Origin of the sequence: Bradyrhizobium sp. LTSP885, assembly GCF_000938305.1 — a bacterium.
Classification (GTDB): Bacteria; Pseudomonadota; Alphaproteobacteria; order Rhizobiales; family Xanthobacteraceae; genus Bradyrhizobium.
Window position 1 is genome coordinate 39,065 of record NZ_JYMT01000043.1, and the last position, 18,270, is coordinate 57,334.

The 18,270-nt window shown below is 64.2% G+C and carries 17 protein-coding genes; 11 read left to right on the top strand and 6 right to left on the bottom strand.

The window, feature by feature from the left end; genetic code table 11:
• Window positions 1–3 precede the first annotated feature (3 nt).
• Complete coding sequence (locus UP09_RS34125) at window positions 4–1,152, bottom strand: alpha/beta hydrolase (RefSeq protein ID WP_044542810.1); 1,149 nt, start codon at window positions 1,150–1,152, stop codon at window positions 4–6.
• Window positions 1,153–1,290: 138 nt separating this feature from the next.
• Between UP09_RS34125 and UP09_RS34130 the strand changes: the two genes are divergently transcribed.
• On the top strand, window positions 1,291–1,797 hold the full coding sequence (locus UP09_RS34130) for a hypothetical protein (protein ID WP_044542811.1): 507 nt from the start codon (window positions 1,291–1,293) through the stop codon (window positions 1,795–1,797).
• 14 nt (window positions 1,798–1,811) lie between these two features.
• Here UP09_RS34130 and UP09_RS34135 read toward each other — a convergent pair whose 3' ends face one another.
• Together UP09_RS34135 and UP09_RS34140 are read right to left on the bottom strand one after the other, a co-directional pair.
• A complete protein-coding gene (locus tag UP09_RS34135) occupies window positions 1,812–3,350 on the bottom strand; it encodes an acyl-CoA synthetase (protein WP_044542812.1) in 1,539 nt (512 codons plus the stop codon).
• Window positions 3,351–3,533: 183 nt separating this feature from the next.
• Window positions 3,534–4,706, bottom strand: coding sequence for an acetyl-CoA C-acetyltransferase (locus tag UP09_RS34140; RefSeq protein ID WP_044542813.1), 1,173 nt, complete (start codon window positions 4,704–4,706; stop codon window positions 3,534–3,536).
• Between the two features lie 118 nt (window positions 4,707–4,824).
• Between UP09_RS34140 and UP09_RS34145 the strand changes: the two genes are divergently transcribed.
• The 8 genes from UP09_RS34145 to UP09_RS34180 all read left to right on the top strand — a co-directional run bounded on the left by UP09_RS34145 (window position 4,825) and on the right by UP09_RS34180 (window position 14,134).
• On the top strand, window positions 4,825–5,529 hold the full coding sequence (locus tag UP09_RS34145; RefSeq protein WP_156164924.1) for a TetR family transcriptional regulator: 705 nt from the start codon (window positions 4,825–4,827) through the stop codon (window positions 5,527–5,529).
• Between the two features lie 46 nt (window positions 5,530–5,575).
• Window positions 5,576–6,334: an SDR family NAD(P)-dependent oxidoreductase gene (locus UP09_RS34150; protein ID WP_044542814.1), complete on the top strand. Its 759-nt coding sequence runs from the start codon at window positions 5,576–5,578 to the stop codon at window positions 6,332–6,334.
• A gap of 196 nt (window positions 6,335–6,530) precedes the next feature.
• Window positions 6,531–7,337 (top strand): enoyl-CoA hydratase/isomerase family protein, encoded by an 807-nt coding sequence (locus tag UP09_RS34155; protein WP_044542815.1) that lies wholly within the window; start codon window positions 6,531–6,533, stop codon window positions 7,335–7,337.
• Window positions 7,338–7,378: 41 nt separating this feature from the next.
• Window positions 7,379–9,244 carry an AMP-binding protein gene (locus tag UP09_RS34160; protein ID WP_044542816.1) on the top strand — a complete coding sequence of 622 codons (1,866 nt, stop codon included), beginning with the start codon at window positions 7,379–7,381 and terminating at the stop codon, window positions 9,242–9,244.
• Window positions 9,245–9,405: 161 nt separating this feature from the next.
• A complete protein-coding gene (locus UP09_RS34165; protein WP_044542817.1) occupies window positions 9,406–10,533 on the top strand; it encodes an acyl-CoA dehydrogenase family protein in 1,128 nt (375 codons plus the stop codon).
• A gap of 131 nt (window positions 10,534–10,664) precedes the next feature.
• Window positions 10,665–11,912, top strand: a complete 1,248-nt coding sequence (locus UP09_RS34170) for an acyl-CoA dehydrogenase (RefSeq protein ID WP_044542818.1) — start codon at window positions 10,665–10,667, stop codon at window positions 11,910–11,912.
• 144 nt (window positions 11,913–12,056) lie between these two features.
• Window positions 12,057–13,304 carry an acyl-CoA dehydrogenase gene (locus tag UP09_RS34175; RefSeq protein WP_044542819.1) on the top strand — a complete coding sequence of 416 codons (1,248 nt, stop codon included), beginning with the start codon at window positions 12,057–12,059 and terminating at the stop codon, window positions 13,302–13,304.
• A gap of 116 nt (window positions 13,305–13,420) precedes the next feature.
• Entirely contained in the window at window positions 13,421–14,134 is a 714-nt protein-coding gene (locus UP09_RS34180; protein WP_044542820.1) for a nitroreductase, read from the top strand.
• Window positions 14,135–14,139: 5 nt separating this feature from the next.
• Here the strand turns inward: UP09_RS34180 and UP09_RS34185 are convergent, their stop codons facing one another.
• Window positions 14,140–15,144, bottom strand: a complete 1,005-nt coding sequence (locus UP09_RS34185) for a helix-turn-helix transcriptional regulator (protein ID WP_044543167.1) — start codon at window positions 15,142–15,144, stop codon at window positions 14,140–14,142.
• Window positions 15,145–15,226: 82 nt separating this feature from the next.
• Here UP09_RS34185 and UP09_RS34190 point away from each other — a divergent pair, with 82 nt between their 5' ends.
• The gene (locus UP09_RS34190; RefSeq protein ID WP_044542821.1) at window positions 15,227–15,871 is read left to right on the top strand and encodes a glutathione S-transferase family protein; all 645 of its coding nucleotides are present in this window, start codon (window positions 15,227–15,229) and stop codon (window positions 15,869–15,871) included.
• A 12-nt stretch (window positions 15,872–15,883) separates the two neighbouring features.
• A complete protein-coding gene (locus UP09_RS34195) occupies window positions 15,884–16,318 on the top strand; it encodes a DUF6157 family protein (protein ID WP_082070410.1) in 435 nt (144 codons plus the stop codon).
• A gap of 9 nt (window positions 16,319–16,327) precedes the next feature.
• On the opposite strand, the gene UP09_RS34200 is transcribed toward UP09_RS34195, so the two are convergent.
• Together UP09_RS34200 and UP09_RS34205 are read right to left on the bottom strand one after the other, a co-directional pair.
• Complete coding sequence (locus tag UP09_RS34200) at window positions 16,328–17,113, bottom strand: enoyl-CoA hydratase/isomerase family protein (protein ID WP_044543170.1); 786 nt, start codon at window positions 17,111–17,113, stop codon at window positions 16,328–16,330.
• A gap of 11 nt (window positions 17,114–17,124) precedes the next feature.
• A complete protein-coding gene (locus UP09_RS34205; protein ID WP_044542822.1) occupies window positions 17,125–18,237 on the bottom strand; it encodes a cyclic nucleotide-gated ion channel in 1,113 nt (370 codons plus the stop codon).
• Between the last annotated feature and the right edge of the window lie 33 nt (window positions 18,238–18,270).

Here is an 18,270-nt window from a genome sequence, read left to right on the forward strand (position 1 = left end):
AACCTATTGTGCCGTGCGCTTAAGGAACTGAAGCAGCAGGCGGCTGACTTGCTCCGGCTGCTCCTGCTGTATCCAGTGGCCGGCGCCGTCGACGAGATGGCAGCCGATCATGTTGGTGCAGGCCTTGGTCTGCATCGCCTCGAAGACGCCGGGCCGCTGATAGGTGCCCCAATCCTGCTTGCCCGAGATGAAGGCGGACGGCTGGTCGATGGTCCGGCCGCTCCAGGTCTGCATTTCGCCCGTGAAGGCGCCCGAGGTGCCGCAGCGATACCATTGCAGGCCGCCCTGGAATCCGGTGCGTTGGTACTCTGCGCTGTAATAGGCGAGATCGTGATCCGGTAGCCACTTGTTGGCCGCGATCGCTTCGCGCGACGGCATCTCCTCGGCAACGGTTGCCGCCATGTCTTTCGCAAAGTCCATGACGTAATAGGTCGGCAGCTTTGCCAGCTCACCCGCCGACCATGATTGCAGCGGATACGGCTTGTTGTCGGTCCAGTCCGCGCTCTTGTGATGATAGTATGCGCGCAGGAAGTCGTGTACGCCCTGTGGCGCGCCGTGCATCTCGCCATTGGCCGGGCGCGTCGAGTAATACCATTGATAATGCTTGCGCGGCCGCGGCAGCGCCGCCAGCTCGCGATGCACGGGATCCTCCGTAGCGGGCTTTGCCGGCGCATTCGCAATGTTGAACGGCAGCGACGGCGGCCCGGCGAACGGCGCACTCATCATCACGACAGCGCGGAACACATCGGGCCGGATCAACGCGCACCACGTCGCGACCGACGACCCGGCATCATGCCCGATCACCGCATCGACGTGCTTGTAGCCGAACGCCGCCACCAGCCCGAGCGCGTCGCGGACCATGTTCGGCAGCCGGAACGGTGCAAGATCGCCGTCGTAATCGGCGCTCCATCCCGTGGTGCGGCCGTAACCGCGCTGGTCCGGCGCAATCACGTGATAACCGGCCGCAGCCAGGTCAGGCATCACCTTGCGCCAGGAAAATGCCAGCTCGGGAAACCCGTGCAGCAGCAACACGCTGGGCCGGCCAGGCGTTTCGAAGCCCGCCTCCAGCACATGCATGCGCAGGCCGTTGATACCGTCGACATAGCGCGAGCGGATGGTGGCGGGGAGCGGGATATCGGGGAGGGCTTCCATCGTGCAAGTTACCTGAATCCAAGTTACCTAAATCAAGGTCGCCGCAGATACCGCGCACTTGACTGTACGCAGGCGGCCGCCGGATGCTACCTATGCTTGGTCGAACGATAGCAACATTGTTCAAAGGATGCATGTCGCATGCGTCGCGCAGGGATCGCAAAGCTGCCGGGCTGGGTTTCCTGCCTTGGTGCGACGATCGTGGCCGGAAGCCTGCTGTTGGCTTCGGTCGTCCGTGCGGCTGACATCAAGGACCTAACTGACAAGCTGCCGCGCGCCTATATCGGCGAGTTCCAGTGGGACGGCGACAAGACGGTACAAAACCTCGTCATCACCTTCGACTCGGTGCGTGCCTTGAACGAGCAAAATGCCGAAGCGCTGGGCTGCGGTTCATATGAGGCCGGCCGCCAGGTGACCAAGATAAGAGTTCGGATGTTCGTCAGATTGTCCGACCTGCAGATCGAGATCTTTGAGCGGTCGCCTGAGGGTAGCGGTTCGTTCGAGACCGATGGCAGTCATCGCGGAAAGCTGTCGGACGACCTGCAGCGGATCGATGCGCAATGGACCACCACGGCCTCCGGGCAGCGCGGGCAATTGCATCTGCGCGCCACGTCATCCGCCGCCTGCGAGCCAGCAGCTTCGCTGTAGGTCCGCAGGTCAGATTACGCCTTCGCCTTCGGCCAATAGCGATCGCGCAGATGCCGCTTCACCAGCTTGCCCGTGGGCGTCCTTGGCAACTCAGCTTCGAAATCGACGCTCTTCGGGCATTTGATCGGTGACAAATGCTTGCGGCAAAACAAAATCAGCTCGGCTTCGAGCTCCTTGCCGGCCTTCGCCATGTCGTGCGGCTGCACCACGGCTTTGACCTCTTCGCCCATCTCCTCGTTCGGCACGCCGAACACCGCGACGTCGGCCACGGAGGGGTGCGTGATCAGCACGTCCTCGGTTTCCTGCGGATAGATGTTCACGCCGCCGGAGATGATCATGTAGCTCTTGCGGTCGGTGAGGTAGAGGAAGCCTTCGTCGTCGAGATAGCCGACGTCGCCGAGCGTGGACCAGCCCCTGGCATTGTAGGCCTTCTTCGTCTTCTCGGGATCGTTGTGATACGCGAAAACAGGCGCGTCGGCGAAATAGACCTGGCCGATCTGGCCGGTCGGCGCTTCCTGGTCGTTCTCGTCCAGTATCTTGACTTTGCCGACCACGGCGCGGCCGACGGTGCCGCGATGCGTCAGCCATTGCTGCGAGGTCGAGACGGTAACGCCGTTGCCTTCGGAGCCGGCATAATACTCGATCAGGATCGGCCCCCACCAGTCGATCATCTTCGCTTTCACATCGACCGGGCAGGGCGCCGCGGCGTGGATCGCGCCCTTCAGCGAGGAGACGTTGTAGCGGGTGCGGATGTCATCCGGCAGTTTCAGCATCCGCACGAACATGGTCGGCACCAGCTGCGACTGGGTGATCTTGTGCTTCTCGGCCTGCTTCAAAAACTCCTCGGCGTCGAAGGATTCCATGATCACCGAGGTGCCGCCGAGCGTGATCGCCATCATGTTGAAACGCAAGGGAGCTGCATGATAGAGCGGCGCCGGTGACAGATAGATGCTGTCGGCATTCATGCCGCACATGTCGGCGCAGAGGATGCGCAGGAACGGGTTCGGCACGTCGATCCGGTTGGCTTCAAAATCCTTCTTGATGCCCTTGGGCCGACCGGTGGTTCCCGACGAATAGAGCATGTCGTAGCCCGCGACCTCATCGGTAACAGGGGTCGTCGGCTGCGCGGCAGCCTCCTTGTCGTAGCAGCGGAAGCCCGGCGCTGGCTCGTCCATCATGTAGAACAGCGGTTCGCCCGGCTCGCCCTTGACGACCCCCTTCACCTGGTCGGCGCATTTCGGCGTGGTGATGAAAACCTTCGCGCCGCAATCCCTGATGATGTAGGCGATCTCGTCCTGCGTCAGGTAGCGGCTGATCGCGGTGTAATACAGCCCTGAGCGCTGCGCCGCCCAGCAGATCTCCATGAAGGCCAGACGGTTTTCCATCAGCAGCGCGATGTGATCACCGGGCTTGAGCCCGAGCGAACGGAACAGATGTGCGCCCTGGTTTGAGAGCTCGTCGAGCTCGCGATAGGTGATGGACTTGCCACTGCCCGCCATCTGGTAGGCGATCTTGTCGGGATGGTTGCGCGCGTGGATGGACGGATGGGTCACGGACGTTTCCTCAAGGAAGTGGTCGTCCCTGCGAAAGCAGGGACCCATAACCACAGATTTTTATTATTGTGCTGGCTGGGGCCCCAGCTTGGCCTGACCACGAACATTTGTGGTTATGGGTCCCTGCTTTCGCAGGGACGAAAGCTTTTGTGTGGAGGCTCCTACGGCCTCATCTAAAGCGACTTACAGCCGCTCGACGATCGTCACATTCGCCATGCCGCCGCCCTCGCACATGGTCTGCAGGCCGTAGCGCTTGTTGCGCTGCTTGAGGGCGTGCAGCAGCGTCGTCATCAGCTTGGTGCCGCTGCCGCCGAGCGGATGGCCGAGTGCGATCGCGCCGCCATTGACGTTCAGGCGCGCCGGATCGGCGCCTGTCGTCTTCAGCCACGCGGTCGGCACCGAGGCAAAGGCCTCGTTGACCTCGAACAGGTCGATGTCGTCGACCGACATGCCGGCCTTCTGCAGCGCGCGCTGGGTCGCCGGCAGCGGCGCTTCCAGCATGATGACGGGATCGCCGCCCATCATGGTCAAATGGTGGATGCGCGCCATCGGCTTGACGCCGAGCGCCTTGAGGCCCTTTTCGTTGACGACCATCACGCCGGAGGCGCCGTCGCAGATCTGGCTGGCGCTGGCGGCAGAGAGCTTGCCGTTCTCGGCGATCAGCTTGACGCCCTTGATGCCGTCGAGGCTGACGTCGAAGCGGATGCCTTCGTCGATATGATGGGTGTCGGTCGAGCCGTCGGCGCGGGTGATCGTCAGCGGCACGATCTCATCCTTGAAGGCACCGGCCTGGGTTGCCGCGATCGCACGCTGATGGCTGTTGTAGGAATATTCATCGAGCTCGTCCTTCGACAGGCCGTACTTCTCGGCCATCATCTCCGCGCCGGTGAACTGGCTGAACATGATGTTGGGATATTTCGCCTCGATGCCGGGGCTCTTGTAGTGGCCAAAGCCGTTCTTGGCCGGTAGCTGCGAGGCCAGCCCCATCGGCACGCGCGTCATCGATTCCACGCCGGCAGCGATCACGCAGTCCATGGTGCCGCTCATCACCGCCTGTGCCGCGAAGTGCAGCGCCTGTTGCGAGGAGCCGCACTGACGGTCGATCGAGGTCGCGGGCACGCTCTCGGGCAGTTTCGAGGCCATCACCGCGTTGCGTGCGATGTTGTTGGACTGCTCGCCGGCTTGCATCACGCAGCCCATGATCACGTCCTCGATCTGCGCCGGGTCGGCGCCGGAGCGTTCGACCAGCGCATCGAGCACGGTCGCGGCCAGATCGGCCGGATGCCAGCCGGCAAGACGCCCTCCCTTGCGGCCGCCCGCGGTGCGAGCGGCGGCGACGATATATGCCTCGGCCATGTCTGATCTCCCTGACGTTCTGGATTGAATGCTTTTGAAGTTGGGCCGGATTTAAGGGACGGCTCCGCGTTTAGTCAATCAATCAATTAACTCTTGAGTGCAGCCCCGCCATGGGCTTATGTGCGGCCTCGATTTCCCCGCAAAGGCCAGAGCGCAGTTGAATACCAGCGTACCGACGAGACTTCCGGCCGGCAAAAATGCCACCGCCGAAAAGCTATTGGTCGCAGCCAGCGAGCTGATGATCGAGCGCGCCTCGATCGAGGTCTCGCTGTCCGACATCGCGCAGAAGTCCGGCGTCAACGCCGCCCTGGTGAAATATCATTTCGGCAACAAGGACGGGCTGTTGCTGGCGCTGCTCGCGCGCGATGCCGCGACCGAAATGTCCCAGCTCGACTATCTCTTGGCGCAACCGATCACGCCGACCGCGAAGCTGCGGCTGCATATCGGCGGCATCATCCGCGCCTATCGTCAGTTCCCTTATATGAACCGGCTGATCCACTATCTGCTGCATGAGAGCACGCCTGACGCCGCCGACGAGGTGTCGAAATTCTTCGTCGCGCCGCTCTTGGAGTTTCATCGCCGCCTACTCGCCGAGGGCGTCAAGGCTGGTGAGTTTCGCAATGTCGATCCGGTGCTGTTCTACACCAGCCTGATCGGCGCCTGCGATCATTTGTTCTTCGCCCGCCACGCGATGTCGCGTGCGGTCGGCGTCGGTCCGGTCACCGACGAAGTCTGCCGCGATTACATCAAGCATATGGAAGCGCTGATTTTTGGCGGCATGCTCAATCCGAAAAATGAAACGGCGGCCGCCGCGGCCGAATAGGAAGTTCGAAGTCTAGAGAAGAAACGCCCAAGGAAAGGCTATCAAAATGCAGTTGAAAGACGTTGCCGTTCTCATCACCGGCGGTGGCTCCGGCCTCGGCGCCGCGACCGCCCGCGCCATGGCCGCCAAGGGCGCCAAGATCGGCGTCATCGACCAGAACAAGGAAAACGCCGAAAAGGTTGCCGCCGAGGTGAACGGCGTCGCTCTGCACGCCGACGTCACCTCTGAGGAGCAGATCAAAGCTGCGATCGCCAAGGCCGAAGCCGCGCATGGCATCGCGCGCGTGCTGATGAACTGCGCCGGCATCGGCGGTTCGCAGCGCGTCGTCGGCAAGGACGGCGTCTATCCGCTGGAAAAATTCGTCCGCATCATCAACGTCAATCTGATCGGCACCTTCAACGTGCTGCGCCTGTTCGCCGAACGTCTGGCGACCGAGGCCCCGATCGGCGAAGAGCGCGGCGTCGCGATCAACACGGCGTCGGTTGCGGCCTATGAGGGCCAGATCGGCCAGATCGCCTATGCCGCCTCGAAGGGCGGCGTCGTCGGCCTCACGCTGCCGGCCGCGCGCGACCTCGCCAGCCTCAAGATCCGCGTCAACACCATCGCGCCCGGCCTGTTCCTGACGCCGCTGCTGATGGGCCTCAACGAGGAAGCCCGCAAGAGCCTCGGCGCCCAGGTGCCGCATCCGGCCCGCCTCGGCGACGCCTCGGAATACGGCAATCTCGCCGTCCATATCGTCGAGAACCCGATGCTCAACGGCGAAACCATCCGCCTCGACGGCGCCATCCGCATGGCGCCGCGGTAGCGACAGGCTGCGCTGCGCTGTGCTTCCCTTCTCCCCTTGTGGGAGAAGGTGGCGCGAAGCGCCGGATGAGGGGTTCTATCCGCGGAGACAGACCCCTCACCCAAGCGAGTATGTGAGGACCAGCAAACATGCCCTCTCCCACAAGGGGAGAGGGCGCAATAATTGACGCCGCATCTGCAGAAGCAGGAGCAATCGCGTGTCTCAACCGCTGCTGATCGAACATCACGACGGGGTCGATTGGGTCACGCTCAATCGCCCCGAGAGCCTCAACGCGCTCGATGCCTCGCTGATCGACGTGCTCAACACCTACTTCCAGGGCCTGCAGCGCAACCGCGACACCCGTGTCGTCGTGCTCAAGGGCGCGGGCGCCAATTTCTGCGCCGGCCTTGATCTCAAGCAGGCGATGGCCCGCCGTGGCGGGCAGACCGAACTGCCCGGCGTCACCGAATCGCTCGACTCGCAGCGGCGCATTGCCGACATCGTGATGCTGATGCGGCGTTGCCCGCAGCCGATCATCGCGCTGGTGCAGGGCGCCGCCGCCGGTGGAGGTTTTGCGCTGGCGCTCGCCGCCGACATCCGCATCGCCGCCAAGAATGCGCGGATGAACTGCGCCTTCATCAAGCTCGGCCTCGGCGGCTGCGATATCGGCACCAGCTATTTCCTGCCGCGCCTGGTCGGCGTCTCCGTTGCCTCCGAATTGATCCTCACCGGCCGCTTCATCCATGCCAATCGCGCGCTTGCCGTTGGCCTCGTGTCCGAAGTGGTTGACGCTGCCGATCTCGATACCGCCGCCAATCCCTACGTCGACGCGATGATGACGGCCTCGCCGGTGGGCCTTCGGCTGTCGAAGGAATGCCTCAATATGAGCGTCGATGCTGGTTCGATCGAGGCCGTCATCGCGATGGAGGACCGCAATCAGGTCCTGTGCAGCCGCTCGGAAGATTTCCAGGAGGGCATCAAGGCCTTCCTTGAGAAACGAAAGCCTGTCTATATCAGGCGCTGACAGAAGATCCGCAAAGGACGAGAAATTCCGGGAGACGCAAAATGGATGGGGATGCAGCGCTGCTGACGAAGCCGGCCTTTCGCAAGGTGGACTGGCTGGCGCGCGACATCGCGGTCGAGCGGCGCGATGACGGCACCGTCGTGCTGAAGTCGCGCATTCCGCTGCAGGCCTATGAAACACACATTCCCGCCTCGCTCGCCAAATGGGCACAGCAGGCGCCGGAGCGAACCTGGCTGGCGCAGCGCGGCGGCCCCGATAGACAATGGCGCAAGCTGTCCTATGGCGAAGCCAAGCGCACCGTCGATGCGCTGACGCAAGGCCTGCTCGATCTCGGCCTCGACGAAGGCCGTCCGGTCGCGATCCTCTCCGGCAATTCGATCGAGCATGCGCTGATGACGCAGGCCGCGATGCAGGCGCGCCTGCCAGCGGCGCCGGTGTCGCCGGCCTATTCGCTGATGAGCCAGGATCACCTGAAGCTCAAATACCTGTTCAACCTGATCAAGCCGGCCGTCGTGATGGTGCAGGACGGCCCGACCTTCGAGAAGGCCCTGAGGGCGATCGACCTCACCGGCATCACAGTCATTCACGTGCTGCGACCTTGCGACGGCATCAAGAGCGTGGCCTATGCCGATCTCGCGGCGACGCCGGTGACGGCGACGGTCGAAGAGTCAATCGCGAAGATCACGCCAAAGACCGTCGGCAAGCTGCTGTTCACCTCGGGCTCGACCGGCATGCCGAAGGCCGTCATCAACACCCAGGAGATGATGTGCGCCAACGCGGCGATGATGATGCAGGTGCGCCCGCGTGTATCAGGTGATCCGGTATCGACTGTGCTCGACTGGATGCCGTGGAATCACACCATGGGTGGCAACGCCGCATTCAATCCGGTGCTGGTCGACGGCGGCACGCTCTATATCGACGATGGCCGGCCGTTGCCGGGCCAACTCGAGGAGACCATCAGGAATCTGCGCGAGGTCTCGCCGACCTATTACGCCAATGTCCCGGCCGGCTATGCGGCGCTCGCCGCGGCGATGGAGAAGGACGACGCGCTGTGCGAGAGCTTCTTCAAGAACCTCTCGATCATGGCCTATGGCGGCGCGCGGCTGCCTGACGATCTCTACGACCGCATGCAGGCGCTGGCGGTAAAGACCACCGGCGAACGCATCGTGTTCTACACCGGCTGGGGCTCGACCGAGACCGCGCCGACCTCGACCGGCACCTATTGGGACACCGAGCGCGTCGGTCTGATCGGCCTGCCGTTCCCCGGCGTCGAACTGAAGATGGTGCCGTGCGGCTCGAAATACGAATTGCGGCTGCGCGGCATCAACGTCACGCCAGGTTATTTCGGCCAGCCTGAACTGACGAAGAAGATGTTCGACGAGGAGGGCTATTACTGCATCGGCGACGCCGGCCTGTTCGTCGCCCCCGAAGATCCGCTGCAGGGCATCATCTTCGCCGGCCGCGTGGTCGAGGATTTCAAACTGACGACCGGCACCTTCGTCCATGTCGGCTCGCTGCGCACCGACGCAATCGCGGCCGCGACACCGGTGATGCATGACGCGCTGGTTGCAGGCCAGGATCTTCCGTTCATTGGCCTGCTGTGCTGGCCAAACCTGCATGCGTGCCGCCAAATCGTCGGCAATGCCGATGCGAGCTATCAGGACGTGATCGGACATCCCGAGGTGGTTGCCTGCCTCAGGAAGGGCCTGCAGGCGCACAATTCCTCGACCACCGGCAGCAGCATGCGCATCGCGCGTGCGATGCTGATGGTCGAGCCGCCGTCGATCGACGGCAACGAACTCACCGACAAGGGCTACATCAACCAGCGCGCTGGCCTGGAGCGCCGCGCCGATCTGGTCGAGAAGCTTTACGCAGACAGACCAGGCGATGAGGTGATTGTGCTGTGATGAAGCAACACTCTCTCCACTCGTCATTCCGGGATGCGCCGCAAGGCGCAGGCCCGGAATCCATCAGGCCGCATGACCTGCGGCTCAATGGATTCCGGGCTCGCGCTTCGCGCGCCCCGGAATGACGGCAAATAAATGACACCAAGAAAAAGGTAGCCGCCATGAATTTCGATTTCTCCGACGAACAGAAGCAGATGCGCGACGAGGCGCGGAAATTCCTCTCCGAGAAATGCCCGCCGAAGGCCGTGCGCGAGGTGCTCGACGGCAAGGCCGCCTACGACAAGGCGCTCTGGAAGGGCCTTGCCGAGATGGGCTTCCTCGGCGTTGCGATCCCCGAACAGTTCGGCGGCGCCGGCGCGGGCCATCTCGAGCTCTGCGTGATCGCGGAGGAAATGGGCCGTGCGCTGGCGCCGGTTCCGTTCTCATCCACCGTCTATCTCGCCGCCGAGGCGATCCTGATCGCAGGCTCGGACGCGCAGAAGCAGAAATGGCTGCCGAAGATCGCCTCCGGTGAGGCGATTGGCACGCTGGCGCTGTTCGAGGGCAAGGGCAATCCGTCGCCGAAGGCGATCAAACTTGCAGCCAATGGCGGCGTGCTCAACGGCGTCAAGAAGCCGGTTCCGGATGGTGCGATCGCCGATTTCGCGGTCGTCGCCGCGCGCACCGGCTCCAGCGGACGCGAGTCCGACATCTCGCTGTTCATCGTCGACCTCAAGTCCGGTGGCGTCGACGTCAAGCCGTTGACCAATATCGATCTCACCCGTGGCCAGGCCGAGATCACCTTCAAGGACGCCAAGGCCGAGCCGCTCGGGGCGGCCGGCGAAGGCTGGGGCGTCATCACCCAGGTGCTCGATCGCGCCGCCGTCCTGATGGCGTTCGAGCAGGTCGGCGGCGCCGACCGCGCGCTGGAGATGGGCCGCGACTACGCGCTCGATCGCATCGCCTTCGGCCGTCCGATCGGCTCGTTCCAGGCGGTCAAGCATATGCTCGCCGACATGTATGTGTCGGCGACCTTGGCACGCTCGAATTGCTATTACGGCGCGTGGGCGCTCTCGACCAATGCCGGCGAACTGCCGGAAGCGGCCGCCGCCGCGCGGATCAGCGCCACGCAGGCGTTCCAGCACTGCGCCAAGAACAACATCCAGGTCCATGGCGGCATGGGTTTCACCTGGGAGTTCGACTGCCACATGTACTACCGCCGCGCCAATGCGGTCGCGCTCGGCCTCGGCAGTCTCTCTTATTGGGAAGACGCCCTGATCGATCGGATGCGCAAGAAGAACGCGGCGTAGCACCTCACTCGTGTCCCGGACGCAGTGCAGCGTGCAACGCTGCTCCGCAGAGCCGGGACCCATCGACCCCGGATCAGCAGCGCATCACTTCGTGCTGCGCAGCATCCGGGGAACGCAGGAAAGATAATTCAATGAATTTCGACGACACCCCGCAGGAGGCCGCATTCCGCGCCGAGGCGAAAGCCTGGATCGCGGCGAATGCGCCGAAGCAATATGAGGACGAGCTGAGCAAGGCCTCGCTCGGCCGCGTCCAGCTCAAGGGCGCCAACATCCGGGAGGTCGCAAAGGCCTGGCAGAAGAAGAAGGCCGATGCCGGCTGGGCTTGCCTGCACTGGCCGAAGGATTATGGCGGCCGTGGCTCTTCGCCGATCGAGCGGGTGATCTGGCAGCAGGAAGAGGGCGCATTCGGCCGTCTCAGCGCGATGTTCATTATCGGTCACGGCATGTGCGGCCCGACCATGATGGCGTTCGCCGGCGAGGAGCAGAAGCGCAGCTACCTGCCGCCGCTCGCCTCCGGCGAAAAGATCTGGTGCCAGCTGTTCTCCGAGCCCGCCGGCGGCTCCGACGTCGCGGGGCTTCGTACCCGCGCCGAGAAGAACGGTGACGAATGGATCATCAACGGCCAGAAGATCTGGACCTCGGGCGCGCATTACTCGGATTACGGCATCCTGCTGACGAGGACGGATCCGAATGTGCCCAAGCACAAGGGCCTCACCATGTTCTTCCTGGACATGAAGAGCCCCGGCGTTGAGGTGCGGCCGATCAAGCAGGCGAGCGGCGCGTCCGACTTCAACGAGGTCTACTTCACCGACGTCCGCATTCCCGACGCGCAGCGGCTCGGCAACGTCAATGACGGCTGGAACGTCTCGCTGACCACGCTGATGAACGAGCGGATGTCGATCGGTGCCGGCGTCTCCACCGGCTTCCCCGAGCTGTTCGACTTCTGCAACAGTTTGATGCTGGAGGACGGCCCGGCGATCGAGAATCGCGCGGTGCGCTCGAAGCTGGCGAACTGGGCGGTGAAGGCCAGCGGCCTGAAATACACCAGCATGCGCGCGATCTCGGCGCTGTCGAAGGGAGATCGCCCCGGACCGGAGAACTCGATCGGCAAGCTCGTGGCCGGCTCGATGATCCAGGACGTCGCCATGTATGCGCTCGATCTGCAGGGCGCCGCGGGCGCCTTGAACGGGATCGAGGATGCCGAGGCCGCGGGAAAGTTCCAGGCGATGCTGCTGCGCGCGCCCGGTACCCGCGTCGAAGGCGGCACCGACGAGATCATGCGCAACATCATCGCCGAGCGTGTGCTGGGACTACCCGGCGATATCAGGGTCGACAAGGACGTGCCCTTCAACAAGATCCCGACCAAGGGAAGGAATTGATCATGTCCCGGACGCGATGCAGCGTGAAACGCTGCTTCGCAGAGCCGGGACCCATAGCCGCCAATCGATGGACCCCGGATCAGCAGCGCATCACTCCGTGCTGCGCAGCATCCGGGGAACGTTACGGAGACAAGGAGAATAACAATGAATTTCGATGACACGCCGCAGGAAGCTGAGTTTCGCGCCGTCGCCCGCAACTGGGTCGCTGCCAATGCGCCGAAAGAGTTTGAGGAGGAGTTGTCAAAATCCTCGCTCGGCCGCATCAGGCTCGCCAAGCACGACATGGTTGATGTCGGCAAGGCCTGGCAGAAGAAGAAGGCCGACGGCGGCTGGGCCTGCCTGCATTGGCCGAAGGAATATGGCGGCCGTGGCGCCACGCCGATCGAGCGCGTGATCTGGCAGCAGGAGGAGGGCGTCTACGGCAAGCTGACGCAGCCGTTCCAGATCGGCGAGGGCATGTGCGGCCCGACCGTCATGGCCTGGGGCACCGAGGACGCCAAGCGCCGCTATCTGCCGAAGCTGGCCTCGGGTGAGGAAATCTGGTGCCAGCTGTTCTCCGAACCGTCGGCCGGCTCCGATGTTGCGGGCCTGCGCACGCGCGCCGAGAAGAAGGGCGACAATTGGGTCGTCAACGGCCAGAAGATCTGGACCTCGGGCGCGCATTATTCCGACTACGGCCTGTTGATCGCGCGCACCGATCCGAATGTGCCCAAGCACAAGGGCCTGACGATGTTCTTCCTCGACATGAAGAGCCCGGGCGTCGAGGTGCGGCCGATCAAGCAGGCCAATGGCATGCAGGAGTTCAACGAGGTCTATTTCACCGACGTCGTAATCCCGGACAGCCAGCGTCTCGGCGCGGTCGGCGAGGGCTGGAGCGTGTCGCTGACGACGTTGATGAACGAGCGCATGTCGATCGGCTCGCGGCTTGCGACCGGCGTGCCAGAATTGTTCGAGTTCTGCTCGAACCTCATGCTGGAAGATGGGCTCGCGATCGACGATCCGGCGGTGCGCTCCAAGCTCGCGAGCTGGGCGGTGAAGGCGAGTGGGCTGAAATACACCAGCTACCGCGCGATCTCGGCGCTGTCGAAGGGCGAACGTCCCGGCCCGGAAAACTCCATCGGCAAGCTCGTCTCCGGCCTGATGCTGCAGGACATCGCGACCTACGCGATGGATCTGGAGGGCGCGGCAGGCAGTCTGACCGGTACCGACGAGGAACAGGCCAACGGCCAGTTCCAGCAAATGCTGCTGTCGTCACCCTCGATGCGCATCGCGGGTGGCACCGACGAGATCCTGCGCAACATCATCGCCGAACGCGTGCTGGGCCTGCCCGGCGACATCAGGGTCGACAAGGACGTGCCCTACAACAAGATCCCGACCAAGGGGCGAGGTTAACCGTCATTCCGGGGCGATGCGAAGCATCGAACCCGGAATCTCGAGATGAGTCAGTAACCTCTAGATTCCGGGTTCGCGCTCCGCGCGCCCCGGAATGACAGGAAGATGGAAGCGCCATGGACGCGACGACCCCAAGCCCTCGCTATTCGACCGAAGACCGCATCGGCGCACTCGAGGAGCTGCTCAACGAGCGCTACTCGGTGCGTGCGTTCGAGCCGCGCGAAGTGCCGCGCGACATCATCGAGCATGTGCTCGCCACGGCGCAACGCACGGCGTCCTGGTGCAACAGCCAGCCCTGGCAGGTGTTGATCGTCTCCGGCGAGGCCAAGGAGCGTTTCCGGAAAGCCATCTATGCCGAGGCATCGCGTGGCCTTGGCGAGGACTATGACTTCACGCCGCCGCGCGAATATGCCGGCGTCTATCTGGAGCGGCGCCGCGAGAGCGGCTTCCAGCTTTACAATACGCTGAGCATCGCGCGCGGCGACAAGGCGGCCTACGCAAAACAGGCGCTGGAGAATTACAATTTCTTCGGCGCGCCGCATGTCGCCGTGATCCACACCAACGAGCCGCTCGGCATCTACGGCGCGATCGACTGCGGCGCCTATGTCAGCAATTTCATGCTGGCAGCCCAAGCGCTCGGCCTCGGCACCATCCCGCAGGCCGCGATCGCCCGCCACTCAGGCCTGATCCGCCGCCATTTTGATCTCGCCGACGACCGCCGCGTCGTCTGCGGCATCTCGTTCGGCTATGCCGACCATGCGAACAAGGTGAACAGCTATCGCACCTCGCGGGCGAGCGTGGCCGATACCGTCACATTCTTCGACACGTAACGTACTCAGGCGCGCCGTGCGGCAGCCGCCCGACGGCGCGGCGGATCCGCGTAACGCGTCGCCATCGCACCGGTCATCTCCGCCATCTTCTCGCGCAACTCGCGTGGTTCCAGCACCTCGGCCTCGGCGCCGAGGCGCAAAAGTTCGGTTGCGGCGTGCCACAGCGTCTTGCCGGTCGGCATCGTGGCGATCTGCCAGCCATCCGCGTCGGCGGCCTCCTCAAGCCGCATCCGCGCCTTCACATAGGGGTGAGCCAGCGCATCGAACAGTTTGAGGCCGAACGGCGACAGCCGCACCGTGGCCTGGTTCGGATGCAGCTCGGCCTCGAGCCGCTCGGTCGACGCGCGCCAATAGGCGGCGAGGTCGAAATCCGCCGGCCGCTTGAACGGCTCGTCGAGCGTCGTGCAGTCCAGCACCCGCGCGACGCGATAGGTGCGCACGCTGCCGTCGACGCAGCCCGCGACATACCAGCTGCCGCCCTTCAGCACGAGACCGAGCGGCGCCACCCGACGCCGCTTCTCGGCCTTCCAGCTCTGGTAGCGGATCTCGATCAGGTTTTCGCGCAGCACCGCGCTCGCGATGATGCGCAGATGTTTCGGCTCCTCGGTCTCGCCGAACCAGCCGGGGGCATCGAGGTGAAAGCGCTGCTGCATCCCCCTCGCATTGGTGCGCAGATTTTCCGGCAGCGCCGCCATCAGCTTGGTCTGTGCCGCGATCATCGCAGGCTCGATGCCGAGTGCGGCGGCGGGACCGGGCAATCCTGCCATGAACAGCGCCTCGGCTTCGCCTTGCGACAATCCGTTCAGCCGCACCCGGTAGCCGTCGAGCAGCCGATAGCCACCTTCGGCGCCACGGTCGGCATAAACCGGGACGCCGGAGGCCGCGAGCGCGTCGATGTCGCGATAGATCGTGCGCACCGAGACCTCGCAGGCCTCGGCCAGCTCAGGCGCGGTGACCTGTCCCCGCGCCTGCAGGGTGGTCAGGATTGAAAACATCCGGCTTGCGCGCATGGGAAGGATCATACCTGACACAGGATGTCAGGTATAGGCGCGCATAAAGGACCGCGCCCCGAACGGCGCGAGGAGACTGCCCATGACTTCAACCGACCGCGTCACCCTGTATTATTCGCCCCAAAGCCGTGCCACCGGCGCTCGGGTGCTGCTGGAGGAACTCGGCGCGCCCTACGATTTGCACATCCTCAACATGAAAGCCGGCGAGCAGCGCCAGGAGGCCTATCTCGCCATCAATCCGCTCGGCAAAGTGCCGGCGATCCGCCATCGCGGCGCGCTGGTGACGGAACAGGTCGCGATCTTCATCTATCTGGCCGATTTGTTCCCGCAGGCGGGGCTGACGCCGGCGCTCGACGATGTCAGGCGCGGGCCTTATCTGCGCTGGATCGCCTATTACGGCGCGTCGTTCGAGCCGGCTTTGATCGACAGGTTCATGAAGCGCGAGCCGACGCCGGTCATGCACTCGCCCTACGCCGATTACGACACCATGCTGGGCGCACTGGAATCGCAATTGACCAAGGGGCCGTATCTGTTCGGCGAAGAGATCACGGCGGCCGACATGCTCTGGGGCATGGCGTTCAGCTGGACCATGATGTTTGGCCTGGTGCCGCAAAAGGACGTCTTCGTCCGCTATGCCGAGCGCGTCACCTCGCGCCCGGCGTTCCAGCGGATCACCAAGGCCGATGACGAGATGGCGGCGCAGCATGCCGCAGCCGCTGGGGTGTGATAGAGCGTTGTGATGGCCAAGACGCTGCACACCACCAACTGCCTCAACACCTTCATCCGCGTTGCGGAGGATTGTCCCGCACGCGGCGGCGAGGAGCCGCAGCCGCGTGGTGCCGGTCCGACGGTCGCCACGCTGCAATATCAGATGCTCGTCCAGTCGCCGTATACATACACCTCTGATGACGTGGTGTTCGCCACGTCAGCGCCGGGCCGCGCGCTCGATGCGAAGGCGACGAAGAAAGCGCGCAACCTCGCCCGCGAGACATTCTTCTCCAAGGGGCAGGCCTGCATGCGCGCGTCCCCGCTCGGAAAACGCTTCGGATGGGGCGTCCATGCCGACGCCGAGGGCCGCGTCGCAATCTATGCCGTCGACAGCAAGCGCTACCAGGCGCTTGCTGCCGATTCCAAGCTCACGCAAACGCGCGCGATGCGCAGCAGGCGGGCGTGACCTCGCCGCTCAAAACCGCGGCGCCCGCTTCTCCGCGAACGCCTTGATGCCTTCCTTGATCTCGTCGCCGCGCATGCTGTCGCGGTGGCGTTGGTCGGCTCCCGCGTCGTCGAGTTCGCCGCGGGCGAATTCGTTGATGGCGCGCTTCATGCCGGCCATCGCGACCGGCGCATTGCCGGCCAGGATTGTGGCGAGCTTGTCGACTTCTTCGTCCAGGAATTCCGGCGCCACCATGGCCGTGAGGTAGCCGATTCGCAGCATCTCCGGCGCCGTGATCTTCTGCGCGGTCAGGAATAGCATTTTGGCATTGTCGACGCCGAGCCGCGTCACATAGCGCTTGATGCCGCTCCGGTAGTAATGCAGCCCGAGCCGCGCCGCCGGCATGAACATCTCGGCAGTGTCGACGCCGATCCGGAAGTCGCAAGCGAGCGCCAGATCGGTGGAACCGCCATAGACCCCGCCATTGAGCCGGCAGATCGTCGGCACGCCGAGATCCTCGAGACGGTTGACCACGACCTCGAACGCCGAACCCGCGCTCTGCTGCGCGCTCGTGCTCACCGCGCGCTCGGCTACCGAATTGAGGTCATAGCCGGCCGAGAAGGCGCGGCCGGTTCCGGTCAGCACCAGCACGCGGATCGCGGGATCGGCCTCGATCCGGTCGAACAGCTTGACCAGCTCATCGAGATCCTCGGCCTGCAGCCGGTTGAGATGCTTGGGACGGTTGAGGCGGATGGTGGCGCGGGCGCCTGTAATCTCGAGCACGGGTCCGCTGGCGGTGTCGGCCGCGTCAGGCATTGTTGTCTCCATCATTGATTCTCGAGTTCGCGCCGCTTGGCCTCGGCGTCGATGGTCTCGGCGAGTTCGGGATGCCTTGCCATCAACAGGCGGAAATCGACCAGGTCAAGCACCAGCAGCCGCGAGACCTTGGTGGTCGTGACATTGGCGCCGCGCTTGGCGTTGCCGAGCAGCGCCATCTCGCCGATAAACGCGCCTTCGCCGAGCTTCACCTTGCGGCCGGGCAGGTCGACCTCGACCTCGCCGGCCGCGACGAAATACATGCAGTCGCCGTTGGTGTCCTTGCGAATAATCATGGTGCGCGGCGGCAGGTCCATCGTCCGCAGCATCTGGGTGACGTCGGCGATCGCCGCGGGGCCGAGCGTGGCGAAGAACGGCACCTTGCTGACGGTTTCCCAGGTCTTGAGGAAATTGTCGCGGCGGGTTTCGGCGGCAAAGCCGGTAGCCAGAATACCGGTCCACAGCCCGAACACGCCCAGCCCCGAGATCATCACCATCGCCGCGACGATGCGGCCGAGCGGGGTGATCGGCACCACGTCGCCATAGCCGGTGGTGGTCAGCGTCACCACCGCCCACCACAGCGCGGCCGGCACGCTGCCGAAGGTCTGCGGCTGCACGTCGTGCTCCAGGAAATACTCGGCGACGGAGGCAAGGAACACCACCATCAGGAAGATCACGAGCACTGAGAGCAGCGGGCCCGATTCCACCACCAGCACGCGCCGGAGCTGCCGCAGCCCGGGGATGCCCGGCACCACCTTGAGCACCCAGAGGATCGCGAGCAGCCACGCCGTCTTCGGCTCGATACCCGCGAGCAGGGCCAGCGGCACGGCCAGTGCACCAACGGCGTCGACCAGCCCGGCCCCGGACAGCGCGTAGAACCACAGCCGCCCCCGCTGCCGCATATGGCGCAGCCGCACCAGCCATTCGAACACGAAATAGGCGAGGCAGCCCCACAGCAGCGCGTCGACCCAATGGGCGGCGGCATCATAGGCCGGCGCGACCGTCAGCAGCGTCATCATGGCGACGCCAAGGCTCACCGCGGCATAGGCGACCGTGGTCATGTTGCGGCCGGCAGTGGCGGACACGAATTGTGCCAAAACCGGAAAGACGGGCCGCTTGGACATCGGACGTATGTTGCCTGTCGATGGATGATCTGA